The 15,836-nt window shown below is 41.9% G+C and carries 8 protein-coding genes; 1 reads left to right on the top strand and 7 read right to left on the bottom strand.

Annotated features, from left to right (window positions below):
- Positions 1-65 precede the first annotated feature (65 nt).
- From pth to VOI17_RS09055, 7 genes are all read right to left on the bottom strand, one after another.
- Entirely contained in the window at positions 66-626 is a 561-nt protein-coding gene (pth, locus tag VOI17_RS09085) for an aminoacyl-tRNA hydrolase (RefSeq protein ID WP_323756934.1), read from the bottom strand.
- A gap of 100 nt (positions 627-726) precedes the next feature.
- Positions 727-1,362, bottom strand: coding sequence for a 50S ribosomal protein L25/general stress protein Ctc (locus VOI17_RS09080; RefSeq protein ID WP_323756933.1), 636 nt, complete (start codon positions 1,360-1,362; stop codon positions 727-729).
- Between the two features lie 12 nt (positions 1,363-1,374).
- Positions 1,375-2,298, bottom strand: a complete 924-nt coding sequence (locus VOI17_RS09075) for a ribose-phosphate pyrophosphokinase (protein WP_416376048.1) — start codon at positions 2,296-2,298, stop codon at positions 1,375-1,377.
- A gap of 341 nt (positions 2,299-2,639) precedes the next feature.
- Positions 2,640-2,966 carry a thioredoxin gene (gene trxA, locus VOI17_RS09070; RefSeq protein WP_323756932.1) on the bottom strand — a complete coding sequence of 109 codons (327 nt, stop codon included), beginning with the start codon at positions 2,964-2,966 and terminating at the stop codon, positions 2,640-2,642.
- Positions 2,967-3,107: 141 nt separating this feature from the next.
- Positions 3,108-7,400 carry a DNA polymerase III subunit alpha gene (gene dnaE, locus VOI17_RS09065; protein ID WP_323756931.1) on the bottom strand — a complete coding sequence of 1,431 codons (4,293 nt, stop codon included), beginning with the start codon at positions 7,398-7,400 and terminating at the stop codon, positions 3,108-3,110.
- A gap of 277 nt (positions 7,401-7,677) precedes the next feature.
- Positions 7,678-8,700 carry a heparan-alpha-glucosaminide N-acetyltransferase domain-containing protein gene (locus VOI17_RS09060; RefSeq protein ID WP_323756930.1) on the bottom strand — a complete coding sequence of 341 codons (1,023 nt, stop codon included), beginning with the start codon at positions 8,698-8,700 and terminating at the stop codon, positions 7,678-7,680.
- An 817-nt stretch (positions 8,701-9,517) separates the two neighbouring features.
- On the bottom strand, positions 9,518-12,190 hold the full coding sequence (locus tag VOI17_RS09055; RefSeq protein WP_323756929.1) for a M14 metallopeptidase family protein: 2,673 nt from the start codon (positions 12,188-12,190) through the stop codon (positions 9,518-9,520).
- A gap of 928 nt (positions 12,191-13,118) precedes the next feature.
- Between VOI17_RS09055 and VOI17_RS09050 the strand changes: the two genes are divergently transcribed.
- Positions 13,119-15,677: a M14 metallopeptidase family protein gene (locus VOI17_RS09050; RefSeq protein WP_323756928.1), complete on the top strand. Its 2,559-nt coding sequence runs from the start codon at positions 13,119-13,121 to the stop codon at positions 15,675-15,677.
- Positions 15,678-15,836: the final 159 nt, after the last annotated feature.

The raw sequence follows: 15,836 nt of genomic DNA, 5'->3' as shown, positions 1-15,836 counted from the left end.
TTATTTTTGATTTTGTGGTTCTGTATGCGATATCGCTAACGCAGCGATTTGATCCTTTGTTTGACTTAATCGTTGAACTGGGTCATGGTTTGCGAAATACCGATGCTACAAAATGAGTAGATCATTTCTATGGCCTTGTCCATGGCAAACGGGAGTTCCTCAAATTCGTTCTTGCTAAATGGACTCAATACATAATTGACCTGTCCGCCTTTGGAGAAGTCGTCCCCAATACCAAACTTAAGGCGAGGGTAGTTTTGACCTCCACACAACTCTTCAATGTTCTTTAGACCATTGTGTCCTGCGCTGGATCCTTTTGCTCTCATCCTTAGTTTGGAGAAAGGAATAGCCAGGTCGTCCACAATTACCAATACTTTTTCAATGGGGATTTTTAATTCTTGCATCCAAAATTTGACGGCCTTGCCACTAAGGTTCATATAAGTGGTCGGCTTTATCATATGGATTGTTCTGCCCTTGTGTTTGAATTCGGTATGGTAAGCAAGACGATCGATTTCAAACGAAACTCCTTTTGTGTCAGCCAACCTGTCTAAAGTTAGAAAGCCGATATTATGCCGTGTTAGTTCATACTCTGGCCCAATGTTTCCAAGTCCAACAATGAGGTATTTCATTTTAGTGCATTTTTAATTTGTGTGTATTTTCAATACGTACGCAAATAAAAAAATCCTGCCCTTAAAAGGCAGGATTTTCATGTTTTCAAATAAGAAATTCTTACTCAGCAGATTCAGTTGCTTCAGAAGCACCTTCTTCACCGCTTTCTTCTTCTCCTTCTTCTTCTTCGTCAGTCAACCCAGCGCCTCTTAGTGCTCTTGGTATTGCTACAGACGCGATAGTTACTAATGGGCTGTTTTGGATTTCAAAACCTTCAGTAGTTAATGCACCAACTTTTGTTGATTTACCAAGTTTCAAGTTAGAGACGTCTACTGAAATTGAATCTGGCATATCCTTAGGAAGTGCTTTTACCACTAGTTTTGGTCTTTTGATCACTAAGCTACCTCCGTTGATTACACCAGGTGCTGTACCTTCCATTCTTACTGGAATTTCCATTTTGATGTATTTTCCTTTGAACAACTGTAAGAAATCAACATGCAAAAGCATATCGCTTACTGGGTGGTATTGTGAATCTTGGGCAATGGCTTCGAATATTTCGCCTTCAATATTTAAGGTGATGAAGCATGGCTCAGGAGTGTACAACACTTCACGGAACTGAATTGCAGGTGCATAGAAATGCACTTGATCATCACCGCCATAAAGTACACATGGAATCTGACCTTCGAGTCTAAGTCTTTTTGACTCAGTCTTACCGAGATTTGCTCTTTTAAACCCTATAATCTCTACTTTTCTCATAATATATATTTGTTAAATAAATAGCTCGCTAATAGACCCATCTTGGGTTACACTCCTAATTGCTTTTGCGAAAAGTTCAGCAACAGTAAGTACCTTGATTTTGTCTGATTGTTGTCTTAAAGGAATGGTGTCTGTTACTACCAGTTCTTCTAAAACAGAGTTGTTAATATTGTCGTACGCCTTGCCAGATAATACTGGGTGAGTACAGAAAGCTCTCACTGAAAGGGCGCCTTCATCTAAAATAATTTTAGCTGCTTTACAGATTGTGCCTGCAGTATCTACAAGGTCATCTACTAAAATCACGTGTTTACCTTCTACGTTACCGATAATTCTCATTTCGGCTACTTCGTTGGCTTTTGTACGGTGCTTATCGATTACCACCATTTCAGCGTTGAAATGCTGTGCGAAAGCCCTTGTTCTTTTTACACCCCCAACATCTGGAGAAGCAAAAAGAAGATTGTCTAAGTTCAGTTTTCTGATGTAAGGAACGAATACCGCTGCGCCATCTAAATGATCTACAGGAATATCGAAAAAGCCTTGAATTTGCCCTGCGTGTAAATCGCAAGTCATGATTCTATCTGCACCAGCTGCAGTAAGAATGTTGGCTACTAACTTAGCGCCAATTGCCACTCTCGGTTTGTCCTTTCTGTCTTGACGGGCATAACCGAAGTAAGGGATAACAGCAATGGCTTTATAAGCACTTGCTCTTTTGGCCGCGTCAATCATTAAGCAAAGCTCAAATAGATTGTCAGAAGGAGGGATGGTAGATTGAATTAAAAACACTCTATTACCTCTTACTGACTCTGTGTAGTAAGGGGCAATTTCTCCATCACTGAATTTTTGAATTTCTACAGATCCCAATGATTTACCGTAGAATTCGGCAATCATCTTTCCAAGATAGGCTGATTCAGTTCCGGCAAATAGTTGGTTATCCATGATCTTAGGCTTTTGAGCTTTGAAAATTGAAGTGCAAAAGTAAGAAGATTTATGTTAAAAACAGCGGTATGTCTTCAGATCATTTTTTATTTCTTGCAAATTTACGGAATGTACTTATGAGTTGGCGTAATGGGAGTTTAAATACTGTAACTATTTGTATCTCGGTGAATTAAGGTCGAAATAATCTCCTTGGCTTTTATCTAAAGCATCTGAAAGTAAAGCATAGTTTTTGGGCGATGCCTTGAGGTTGATGTCTTTACTGAAGCCAGATAAAAATCCAGCACAAAAAAAGGCCGCACTTTCGTGCAGCCTTTACATATGTTTTTAAGACGTTTGGTCAATTAAGCCAAAGTAGCTTCTAATTTAGAAGTCAATGTTCCTTTAGGTACTGCACCTACAACGCCATCTACTTGTTCTCCACCTTTAAAGTAGAGTAGAGATGGGATAGAACGGATACCGTATTTTGCAGAAATACCTGGATTAGCATCAACATCTACTTTACCAATTACGGCTTTTCCTTCGTATTCACCTGCGATTTCTTCCACAACCGGACCTACCATTCTACAAGGACCACACCATGCTGCCCAAAAATCTACCAATACTGGTTTGTCTGATTTTAATACTAACTCATCAAAGTTAGCGTCTGTAATTTCAATTGCTTTTGCCATTATATATTTATTAAGTTCCTTATTTCTCTTGTTGCAGGTTGACAACAAAACTAATTAAAAAGTTCAATTATGACAGCTAAAACCAAGGCAACCCTTCATTGTCATTCTAAATAGCCTATTGATCACGTTTATTTATGTCCTCTAATTCGTGATTAAACTGGCGGAATTAGCGTATTTCTTCAATGTTCTAATGAGGTTACTATTCGGGTCTACTTTCACTTTTCTACTTAAAAGTTCGACACTCAGGTTCTCAGATTTTTCTACCAACTGAATTCTAAGCTCTGTATTTCCTTCATGCTCTTTTGTTAATTTCATGATCGTATCAATCAACTCTTGGTCGACATCCCTAGCATTAATACTCACCTTAATGCCTTTCGCCCTTTTCTCTCTTAATTCACTTAAAAGGGAAATGGCGGCTACTTGCAACTCCCAATCTTCAGGCGTAGGGGTGATGTGTGGATTGTCTCTAATTTCATTTTTCTTGCGCCAGTTCAATTCCACCCTTCCTGTGATAAATAGAAACTCTCCGGGTCTTAAATACTGCGCATGGTTCATGTACTTTTCGCCCATCAAGAAGAGCTCAACAGAACTGTTGTAATCTTCAATGCTAAGAATAGCAAAAGGCTTTCCGTTCTTGGTTTGTCCGTTCCGAACCCCACTCACGATGCCGCCAATGGAGATATCTTGGTTTGGATATCGCTTAATTTCTCCCACTGGTTTACAGAAGCTTTCCAGTTCTACTTCAAACTGATTAAGCGGGTGGCCTGAAATATAGAAGCCCACCACATCTTTCTCAATTTTGAGTTTTTCCATTTCGCTGAATGGCTCGCATATGGATACACTCGGAAGTGGAGTGGCTACATTACTATCGCCTCCAAAAAGAGAAACCTGAGCAGCATCTTTTTCGGCTTGCTTGGCATTGGCGTATCGAATTACTTTTTCGAGTAGGGTTTGCTCATTTTCTGGAGCAAACAAATATTGTCTTCTGTGGTAATCTTCGAAGCAATCGAAACCACCAGCCATGGCTAATGATTCGCAGTTCTTTTTGTTCACTGCCCTTAGGTTTACTCTTTCTGCAAACTCAAAAATATTATGGTACGGGCCTTCTTCTTTTCTTTCTTCAATAATCGACTCAATGGCAGCTTCACCCACTCCTTTAATAGCGCCCATTCCAAATCGAATTTCGCCTTTGGCGTTTACTGTAAACTTGTAGTTCGACTCGTTAACGTCTGGCCCCAACACAGGAATGCCCATGCGCTGGCATTCTTCCATAAAGAAAGTCACCTGCTTAATGTCGTTCATGTTATTACTGAGTACCGAAGCCATGTATTCAGCAGGATAATGTGCTTTTAGGTAGGCCGTTTGAAAGGCCACATAAGCGTAACAGGTAGAGTGTGATTTGTTAAAGGCGTAAGAAGCAAATGCCTCCCAATCCTTCCATATTTTCTCTAGTTTGTCAGCCGCATGCCCTTTATCCACTGCTTGGCCAACAAATTTAGGCTTTAGCTCATCAAGCATTTGACGGTTTTTCTTACCCATCGCCTTACGAAGTACATCGGCTTCACCTTTAGTGAAACCCGCAAGTTTCTGGGAAAGCAACATCACTTGCTCTTGATAGACCGTAATACCGTAAGTTTCCTCAAGGTATTCCTTCATATCATCCAAATCGTAGGTGATTTCTTCGTCACCGTGTTTTCTTCGAACAAAAGAAGGAATGTATTCTAGTGGCCCTGGTCGGTACAGGGCGTTCATGGCAATTAAATCAGCAAAAGCAGTAGGCTTAAGGTCACGCAAATACTTCTGCATTCCGTTGGATTCGTATTGGAAAATACCAACCGTTTCTCCTCGCTGGAAAAGCTCATAAGTAAGCGTGTCATCCAGTGGGAAATCGTCTGGAACGAGATCGACATCATGACGTTCTTTTACATTGTTAACCGCATCTTTAATTAGGGTGAGGGTCTTCAATCCCAAGAAATCCATCTTGAGTAGCCCAGCATCTTCTACAACCGCGTTATCGAACTGGGTACACCACATGTCCGAATCCTTGGCTACGGCCACAGGCGCGAAATTAGTAATATCGTCTGGCGTAATAATTACCCCACAGGCGTGAATTCCAGTATTTCGAACCGAGCCTTCAAGTACTCTGGCTTGGTTTAACACCCTGGCCAGTTCATCATTGCCATGCGATATTTTGATCAACTCTTGGGCAAGTGGGACCTGGTCACTTTTAAGTTTTGCTTTTAATTCCTTTTCGCTGAAAGCGAATAATTTGGCCAAAGAAGTATCAGGAACTAGTTTGGCAATTCTGTCGGCATCGAACAAAGGAAGTTCCATTACCCTGGCCGTATCTCGAATGGAAGATTTGGCCGCCATACTACCATAGGTAATGATTTGAGCCACCTGATTCTTTCCGTATTTATTGATTACATAGTCAATTACCTTTTGGCGACCTTCATCATCAAAGTCAATATCAATATCGGGAAGTGATACCCTGTCTGGATTAAGGAAACGCTCAAAAAGGAGATCATACTTGATAGGATCCACATTCGTAATTCCGATACAATAAGCTACTGCCGAACCTGCTGCCGAACCCCTTCCTGGCCCTACAGCTACATCCATTTCCTTGGCCTTATTGGTGAAATCTTGAACAATAAGGAAGTAACCGGGATAGCCAGTATTGGCAATCGTTTCAAGCTCGAAATCTAGACGTTCTTTGATTTCTTCGGTGATCTCTCCATAGCGCTTTATCGCACCTTCATAAGTAAGGTGACGCAGAAAAGCATTCTCACCGCGTTTTCCGCCATCCGTATTGTCTTCAGGAGAAATGAACTTCTCGGGAATATCGAATTTTGGAAGTAGTACATCGCGCTGCAGTTTATAAGATTCTATTTTCTCTACGATTTCGTTGGTGTTGGCAATCGCTTCTGGCAAATCGGTGAAGAGTTTTTTCATCTCCTCAGGCGACTTGATATAGAATTCATCGTTCGGGAAACCGTAACGGAATTCTCTTCCGCGTTTTCCTATGTATTTTTTAGGCTTACTTACCGATTCCGCATCTTTTACACAGAGCAGAATATCATGCGCTACGGCTTGGTCTTTTTTTGTATAGTAGGTGTTGTTCGAAGCGATATACTTTACATCGTACTTCTTGCAGAGCTTAAGTAAAATTCTGTTAACGTGGTCTTCTTCTGGAAGCCCATGACGATTAATTTCTGCATAGAAGTCATCGCCAAATTGTTCTTTCCACCACACAAAAGCTTCTTCTGCTTGCGTCTCGCCTACATTCAGAATGAGGTAGGGAACTTCACCCCAAAGCCCGCCTGTGGTGGCGATAAGGTCAGCTTTGTATTTTATTAAATCGTTTCTGTCTATTCTTGGTAGGTAATAAAAACCTTCGGTATAGGCGATGGAGGCTAATTTCACCAAGTTGTGGTAGCCTTTTTTGTTTTTGGCTAAAATCACGGTTTGGTTACCGTTGTCCTGTAGCTTTTTATTACTTCTGTCGGTACAAAGGTTGAATTCACAACCAACAATAGGTGTGATTCCTGCATTTAAAGCTGCTTTCACAAAAGTAAATGCACCCATCATGTTTCCATGATCCGTCATAGCAATGGCTGGCATCCCCATTTCCTTAGCGGTATTTACCAAGGCGGTGAGTTCCGAAGTGGCTTGGAGAATGGAAAACTGAGAATGACAGTGTAGGTGTGAGAAGGGGACTTCCTTTAAATCGGAAAGTGTTTCCTTGTCTATTTTCCCAATCCCACCTGCGCTTTCTTGCTCATCGGTTTTAGCAAAATTGGCAGCGTCAAGTTCGGGTGCTTCGTATTTAATTTCCGATAAACGAATACCTTCAATAGGAGGTACCACGCTGTGTTCCAACAATCCGAAGAAACAACGGGCAGTAGCGTCTACATCGTAAGCTGCATCGTGTGCATCGTCAAATCCTTTTCCGAAGAGTTTCAAGTGAAGCTCTGTAAGTGTAGGCCATTTGAATCTACCGCCTTTTCCTCCGGGAATAGCACAGAATTCTGTGGCTACATTTTTTGTATCAATGTTATTAAAGCCTTCTAACTTATTGTCCTGCTCGGTACGCAGGTATTCTGCCCCAACAATATTTAAATCGAATTCAATATTATGCCCAACCGCAATGGTGGTTTTGGCGAGGTCTTCGGAGAATGCTTTAAGTACGTCATTGAGATCATGACCTTCTTCCATCGCCCTTTCCGTAGAAATACCATGGATTTGTTGGGAGTTATAGGGGATGGTGAAACCATCGGGTTTCACGATGAAATTCTGTGCTGAAATCAGCTTTCCGTAACCATCGTGCAGCTGCCAAGCGAGTTGAACCAATCGGGGCCAGTTGTCGAGATCACTTACCGGAGCATTATAGTTTTTAGGTAAACCAGTGGTTTCGGTATCAAATATCAGGTACATAGGCTGTTAGTCGGAATGACGATTTTTCGATCGGAAATAATAGACTAAAGTAAGGAAAATGATGGAAAGGCGAAGGGCTTTTTTAGAAACACAGAAAGGGAGTATGAACCGCAAAGAACACGCAGAAGCGCGAAGGTGGATAGTCCTCTGCCTTTGTGGGTGTTGTCACCCACAAACATGATGAGTTCACTCTTATTCAATATAATTTCTAAGTGGGGGTGCGAGAATGCACCGGCTTGTTGGAGGCAAACCAACAAGGGGAGAATAGCCATGCACCTCAAAACCCAAGTAAAAACCCAATCGCTTTATATTTCCCATTCTTTAAGGCAGGTAATAATGGCTTCATCAAATGGTGAATACCGATCAATAGTACATAAAAACCAAGGAAAATAAGGGCGGCCATTCCCCAATTAGTGGTTTCTGTTTCTTCGGTAACCAATGGTATAACGAAGGCGATAATCATGGTATGCAGCAGGTATAAAAATAAGGATTGCTTTCCAATGCCTGTTAAAGGAGCTGCTTTGGCATAATTTGAATTTAAGACCGGAATCAACGAAATCATGATACCAAAAAGTAAGATCCAAAAGTAATCCTTCACGGGGTAAAATAGTTCTGTATAACCTTCTCTTAAGGGTTGAACAACATCGTATTTGAATACATATAAGTACACACTCAATAATATCAATACTAGGCCAGTGATTGAAAAACCGAGACTAAACGGTTTCAATTTATACCTGTACTTAGCCAATAGGTAGCCCGAAAAAGCAACTCCCGACCAAGGCAATACTGGAAACCAGCCGTCAATCAAAAATTGGTGCAGTGCAGTTGTTATGCTAAAATCAGATACATTTCCTGACAGTTCAATGGTTGCCATATCAAAATTGTATTGACCCAATAAAAGTAAATTGGCGCCCAAAATTCCTGCTGTTATTAGTATTTGGAAAGCTGCTGGAATACGGCTCAAACCTATAATTAGGAGTAGTGAAAACGATATCAAATACAATACATCAAAATTATAGAAGGGGACAATGTTCCACATCAACGCATCTATGATTACGCCTATGAGTAACACTTGAAAAATTCTTTTTAGTAAGGCTCCTGTTGGTTTTCCAGCCTCTTGCGCAAAGGCTATTGAAACCCCACTTAAAAAAATAAACAATGGGGCGGCCGTGGAGAATATGATTCTTAACCAAATTGGGCAATCCGCCATTGGGACGGCATAGGGCCATAAGTTGGCAGCGAACATAATAATTATGGCGAGCCCTCTTACACTGTCTACTAAGTTGTTTCTGAATTTCATTTTTCGCTATTACTTTAAGGATGGTGCTGTTTTTAGCTCAAAGCTTTGTGCATTAAATGATGAATATAGTTTAAGTCAGGATTTGTTCCTAGCGGTAAAATTCGATGTGCATATTTTAACTAAACGGGAATCTCAAACGCTTTAAATCAAACACTAGTCGTGGCGTCTCGCTACGACTCTCTAAGAATGTTATGACCTAACCACCTGAAAAAGATGCTTACAGCATGACTTAGCTTTGGCGTTTGTGCTAATGATGTTATTTCACCAGATACGCCTGCTTCTCAGTCACCCTGCTTCGGAGGTCTTTTTCAGCAACACAAAAGAAATCACTAAACCGCAACGAACACGAAGAAGTGTGGAGGTGGAACGTACTCTTAGGTTCACTAGTCGTTGAGTCTCGCTAGGAACGTATTACCTAACCACCTGAAAAAGATGCTTACAGCATGACTTACCTTTGATATTTGTACGAATGATTTGATTTTACCGGATAAGCCTGCTTCTCAGTCATCCCCGTAGGGATCTTTTCACGAGCCCCTACTAGTCGTTGCGTCTCGCTGCGACTCACTACAATCACCCGATATAAAAAGCCTAATTCAATAATTCCCTTTTGTGTTTGATGAAAAATTAAACCGTTGAAACGGTTGATGGAAGCTTTGTGCTTTATAGCCCACGGTTTAAACCGTGGGCTATTTGGTAAATCTCAATTGGAAATGGTTTTAACCATTTAAATCAGGCATTGGCATTGGTCTCAGCGAGACGCGAAGACCAGTGGAGGCTTGTTGGAGACAAACCAACAAGGGCAGAGGTTTTGTATAGTCTATTTCCCCCCAGGCGCCTCCCAAAAGCCTGCGTTCAATTTCTGATTTTGGGCTACATCACCACTGTATAAAATAGAATTGAAAAGTACTCGGTAAGTGCCCATGGTTTGGCCTCGCCACTGCGGACTGAAACCGTGGAGGATTACATGCCCTTTTCCTTTTTTGATATCCATTGAAGCAGCATAACCCTGAATGAATTTCTCACCCAATAAATAGCCTGAACGTAATGGGGAGTCTTGGCTTTGATACTTGGCCAACACCTGTCCTTCAAAGCCTTCAGTAGGAGCGAAAGTTGGACTGTTCGATACGAAGATGTTCGCTTGTGCTGGCATTCCTGCCATTACAGGGTGACTGGTGTCTGTCGTCACACCAAGAATCGAGCTTCCAGCAAAGAAGTCTTTTCTATTGATGCCAGCCGTTACATTTTTTACAGGTAAATGAAGCGCATCAATGGCAAATAAGCTACTCTGGTTCAGGCACACCAAGGTGCCGCCAGCGTTTACAAATTCGCTCATGGCGCGAATACCTGAATCGCCAAGACCGCCTGCATATTCAGGGGGTACAGAGCCTTCTCTAAAACCATTAGTAAAGGTGGAAGAACGTTCCGAAGCCAATAGAATCACATCAAAACGATCTTCTAAATTGCCCATTTGAAAATCGGTATTGCCAATATTGGTAAACTCGAAACCGTAATTTTCTAGTAGCCAACGCGTCCAGCCTTCATCCATACTGGCCGTGTGTGGCCTGTAAAGCGCAATGCGTTTTTTGATGGCCGTTCCCTTTACATTATTGGCCATGGTCACGTTCACCGCTAATTCTTTTGACCATTGGTCAATGTTGGATTTTGAAACGCCTTCAATGGCATATTTACCAGAAGCAAAACTTACTTTTCCATTGGCTTTTAAGGCTTTATTGATCAGTCTAAAACTGTTGTTTTCTTTCGGGTCGACTAAGGCGGTATTGCCAGATCCGGAAACCTTACTCGGTAAGGGTACAATGCCAGCGGCATTCGCACTGGTGTTGAAACCGACACCTGGCACAAAATCAACGGTCGAAGCATCACCTGAGGTTTCCCAATAGACCGCAGTACCTTGAATTGGCATAAATGCATTTTTTACTTCTTCCGTTAATGGCGACATGGCCGGAGTAACTTTTACTTCAAAAATCATAGGCAATGTCCAGCCCGCAGCGTCATAAGGCTGCTCTGGTGGGCCTTGAGGATATTCGCGCAGATCAGGGTAATTCTGTACATCCAATAGCTGACGGGCCAGCTCTGCAAACTCTTGATTCATAGGAATGACCCAAGTACCTTTCGGGTAATTGACATTATTGAAAGTCACCGCTTTTGAAAGTTGTTCAATGCGAACTCCGTTAAACGCCAGTCGCTTTAATAACTCCACAGGTCTAACTGGGTCGCGTTGCGCTTGTGGAACGAAATAGGCGTAAGGTGGTTCTTTTTCATATTTCTTGATGGTATTTCTGCCCGACTGATAACGATTGTACAATACCGTTTCTCCATACTTTGAAGCATATTCCAATACCGCAATCGAAGCGGTTTGCATATAATCCACGGCATCTTTTAAACGCCACCAACCGCCTTTCCAGGGACTGGAATACAATGATTCAATCCTCAAACCTGAACGATCGCTTGGGAAATCTGAAATGGTATAAAAATGTGGAGTAGCATATCTGTATAGCGCAGTTTCTGTCCAGAAAGCGGGAATATTTTGCAGTACTGGCATGTAATCGACATAGCCAGGGTACCAAGCATCGAAGCCCGTGCCCATATGTACTGCGCCTGGCTGCCCATTGGTTTCTAGCGCTTGGGCAATCGCCATTCCGATCATATTGACTTCACGTGCCACAATAGGTGGGGTTTGTGTAGCAATCGGCTCCGCAAAAGGTGGCAACCAAATGCGGGTAGGGAAGGGGGAAGACTGATGATGCACATGGATAATGTTCGGTTCCCATTCGCGCCAAGTGCGGGCCACCACCCTTGATTCCTCCATGTTCAACATATAGGCATCGCGGTTATTATCGTGGCCAATATACTTCTGATAAAGCACTGGCAAAGGCGCCACTTCATAGGGTGTACCTACATTGGAATGGTACCAATCGGCTACAATATTTTGCCCATCAGGGTTAAGTGAAGGCCAAAGCATAATGACCACATTGTCCAGAATATCCTTGATTTTAGGGTCATCGCTGCTTAAAAGTTCATAAGCTAATGAAATGGTATGTTGCGCTCCGGCTACTTCCGTAGCGTGGAGGCCGCCATCAATGTGCACAAAGGGTTTACCTTCTTTGGCCAAGGCTTTGGCCTGCGTATCGGTCATGCCCGTTGGGTGCGCCAACTGCATGGCAATTTCTTTATAGCGATCCAGCTTGTCCAAATTGGCTTTGGAAGAAATGACCGAGAAATACCATGGCCTGCCTTCTGAAGTAACGCCTGCCTGATACAACTGAATTTGATCGCTGACTTCTGCCAGTTTCTGGAAATAAGCCAGCGACTGATCGTAAGTAGCTAAATGATAATCTGCACCTACCGTAAAACCCAACATGCTTTCTGGGGTGGGAATGGTTTGGGCTTGGCTAGCCCATTGCGCTGAAAAAAGAAAAATAATGGCAGCAAAGATTCTGCAAAAAAGTGGTTGAAGGATAATCTTTTTCATCCCTTAAAATAATGGATAATCGCTTTGGCTGTACTATCAAGAGCAGGATATTACATTGGTGGTTTACTATGTGTTGAAGTGTTGGGGTACTGATGTGTTGAAGAGCTAGATGAGAATGAGGTTTCGGATTCAATCAGTGTTGAAGCTCATCAGAACCAAAAAGACTCGTTTTCTTTCCCTGAGCTCCACTAGTCGTTGCGTCTCGCTGCGACTCCCTAAGAATGTTATGACCTAACCACCTGAAAAAGATGCTTACAGCATGACTTAGCTTTGATATTTGTACTAATGATTTGACTTCACCAGATAAGCTTGCTTCTCAGTCATCCCCGTAGGGATCTTTTCACGAGCCCCTACTAGTCGTGGCGTCTCGCTGCGACTCTTAAATGACTAGATATAAAAGCCTATTTCAATAATTCCCTTTTGTGATTTATGAAAATTAAACCGTTGAAACGGTTAATGGAAGCTTTGTGCTTTATAGCCCATGGTTTAAACCGTGGGCTATTTGAAGGGGTGTTTTAGGGAATGGTTTTAACTATTTAAATCAGACTGTTGGCCTTAGTGAGGGCTAAGAGCAGTGGGTATAATGCCTTTTGATATGATGCTAAAATTACCCGTCACTCTGAGGTTGAAGTTTGAAAAACGAAACCGTAAGAGTCTGTTTGTTAATAGAGGAGGTGCTAAGTACAGACACTCCGAAGACTCGGAGATTTCTTCCTCGTACCTCGTCATCAGAATGACGGTTAATGATAGGGTTATGGTGCCGCCCACCTCATAACCCTAAACTAATTCCTAATAACTAACAACAAATCCCCAGATACCCTTAAACCAAGAATTGCCCGTTTATTTTGAAAATCCCGTGCTTATGCAATAAGTGGAAGGCTGTGGGATTTGTAACTTGTATATTCAGCCAAACCTTTAATATCAAAAGATGAAGAGATCACTTAAAATACTATTCGCTTTGCTATTTCTGGCGTGCTTTTCTTTGAGCGCACAGAAAATCCCCCACCCAAGGGAAACCTTTGGTCATGAAGTGGGTGCCGATTACAAACTGGCCGACTACGATCAAATGTTGGAATACTACGATAAACTAGCTGCCTCTACCGATCGTGTTCAAATGATCGACATTGGAAAATCCGTAATGGGGCGTCCGATGAAACTCGTGTTTATTTCTAGCGAAGAAAACATGAAGAAATTGGAGCAATGGAGAGAAATCAGTGAGAAACTTTCTAGAGCAGAAATTACTGAAGCCGAAGCCAAGAAATTATCTAAAGATGGAAAAGCCATCGTTTGGTTTGATGGTGGAATGCACGCTACAGAAAGAGCACACGCTCAAATGACTTCTGAACTGATGTGGCGAATCGCTGCTGAAGAATCGGAAGAAATGCAAAAAATTAGAGACAATGTAATTACGCTAGTAGTGCCTGTAATCAACCCTGATGGGGTGGATATTGTGGTAGACTGGTACAGAAAAACATTGGGTACGCCTTATGAGAGTTCTAGCCCTCCAATTCTTTATCAAAAATATGTAGGTCACGATAACAACCGTGATTGGTTCATGAACAACATGCCAGAGACTAAAGCAGTAACGACAGTGCTTTACAACCAATGGTATCCACAAATTGTGCATAATCATCACCAAACGGCTCCAAGAGGTGCAATGATTTTTATTCCTCCTTTCCGTAGCCCAGTGAACCAAAAAATTCACCCTGGAATTACTACCGGAGTAAACTTGGTAGGTACTGCTATGGCCAATCGTTTTGCCATGAAGAAAATGCCGGGTGCAATTGCGCACACTTCATTTAGTATGTTCTGGAATGGTGGTATGAGAACGACTCCTTATTACCATAACCAAATTGGTATTTTAACTGAAACGGCTCAGCCGAGCCCAACGCCAACGGAATATCCGGTAGATAGAATGCCGACAACAGTAGGAGGGAAACCAGCCAATGCTACTGAGATTTTCTACCCATATCCTTACAAAGGTGGAACGATGACTTTTAGAATGGCGGTAGATTATATGCTTGAATCTTCAATGGCTGTGCTTGATTTAGCAGCAGACAAAAAGGATGAGTTCCTATGGAATATCTATAGCATGGGTCGCGATGCGATTGATGACAAAGAAGGTGCATTTGCTTATGTGATTCCTAAAGATCAGTGGAACCCAAGTGAGGCAATGAACTTGACTAATATCTTAATGCAAGGTGGACTTGAGGCTAAAATGGCAACAAATTCATTCAGTGTAAATGGTAAAAGCTATGAAGCGGGCTCTGTTGTATTCTACGGAGCGCAGTCTTTCCGTCCTTACTTGGCCGATTTAATGGAGAAGCAAGTATATCCAGATCAATTCCAATACCCAGGTGGACCACCAATGCCTCCTTATGATTTAGCTGGATGGACACTTCCTTTGCAAATGGGAGTAACTGTAGATCGTATTACTGAAAGTTTCAGTGCTGCTACTTCTGATATTACTGAAAAACTGAAGCCGGTGGCTGGTGCAGTTTCTGGAAACGGAAAGTACGGGTATGTTTTCTCCAACAAAGACAATTTGAGTGCAAAAGCCATTAACCGTCTACAGAAAGAAGGTTATACAGTGAGCATTATAAAAGAATCAGTAGAAGGAATGGAAGCTGGTTCTGTTTTGGTGCGCAGCAAAAGAGGTTTGGATGATAAGGTGAAAGAGATTAGTTCAGAAATGGGACTTGATTTTACTGGTATTGAGAAAAAGCCAAGTGCTGAAAGTGCTGAATTGAACAAAGTGAAAATAGGAATCTATAAGTCTTGGCAAGCCAATATGGACGAAGGCTGGAGCAGATGGATGTTTGAGCAATTTGAGTTCGACTTAGATACACTACACAATGCTGAAATCAAAAATTCTGACTTATCACAGTACAGCGCTATCATTATGCCTTCTCAGAATCCAAGAGGGATCATGAATGGGTCTAATAGAGTGCCAGAGAACTTACAAGGAGGAATTGGCGAAGATGGTTTGGCTAAATTGGATGCTTATGCTAAAAATGGCGGTGCAATCATATTCTTTGACGATGCGAGTAATTTTGCTATTGAGGAGTTTAAATTGCCAGTAACTAATGTATTGAAGGATCTGAAATCTTCAGAATTCTTTATTCCTGGTTCACTGATTAGAACTGATGTTATGACTAATCACCCGCTTGCGTATGGTATGCAACCACAGGTAGCTGCTTCGTTTGATAACGGCCGTGCCTTTAAGGTGAATGCTGGTGCTGTTGGGGTAGAAGAAGTGGCGCGTTATGCTTCTAAAGACTTGCTTATGAGTGGTTGGGCAATGGGCGAAGATGAACACTTGGCCAATACATCAGCCATGCTTAAAGTGGGTTATGGAACAGGAAACTTAGTGTTATTTGGGTTTAGCCCACAATTCCGTGGTCAGCCAAGAGGAACTTATAAACTGATTTTCAATTCCATCTATATGGGTGCTGAGAAGAAGTCGGTTAAAATGAATAAAAAATAAGTTAGTAGTTTAGCTTTATGTAAAGCCCTGCCGTTCGTTTTGAATTGGTAGGGCTTTTTTTTGTCTTAACCTCCTAAGCCTTTGAACTAACAATCGCACAAATATGATCTAAAGGTAATTGGATGCAGACAGCTTTTTATCCTGAGTGATACCGCGTTC

The organism is Roseivirga sp. (genome assembly GCF_034669765.1).
Taxonomy (GTDB): Bacteria; Bacteroidota; Bacteroidia; order Cytophagales; family Cyclobacteriaceae; genus Roseivirga.
This window is presented reverse-complemented; position numbering and strand designations above follow the sequence as displayed.

Excerpts from the sequence above, each read along its gene's own strand:
- trxA (WP_323756932.1), bottom strand. The coding sequence starts at position 2,966 with ATGGCAAAAGCAATTGAAATTACAGACGCTAACTTTGATGAGTTAGTA.
- VOI17_RS09055 (WP_323756929.1), bottom strand. The coding sequence starts at position 12,190 with ATGAAAAAGATTATCCTTCAACCACTTTTTTGCAGAATCTTTGCTGCC.
- VOI17_RS09080 (WP_323756933.1), bottom strand. The coding sequence starts at position 1,362 with ATGAGAAAAGTAGAGATTATAGGGTTTAAAAGAGCAAATCTCGGTAAG.
- pth (WP_323756934.1), bottom strand. The coding sequence starts at position 626 with ATGAAATACCTCATTGTTGGACTTGGAAACATTGGGCCAGAGTATGAA.
- VOI17_RS09060 (WP_323756930.1), bottom strand. The coding sequence starts at position 8,700 with ATGAAATTCAGAAACAACTTAGTAGACAGTGTAAGAGGGCTCGCCATA.
- VOI17_RS09075 (WP_416376048.1), bottom strand. The coding sequence starts at position 2,298 with ATGGATAACCAACTATTTGCCGGAACTGAATCAGCCTATCTTGGAAAG.
- dnaE (WP_323756931.1), bottom strand. The coding sequence starts at position 7,400 with ATGTACCTGATATTTGATACCGAAACCACTGGTTTACCTAAAAACTAT.
- VOI17_RS09050 (WP_323756928.1), top strand. The coding sequence starts at position 13,119 with ATGAAGAGATCACTTAAAATACTATTCGCTTTGCTATTTCTGGCGTGC.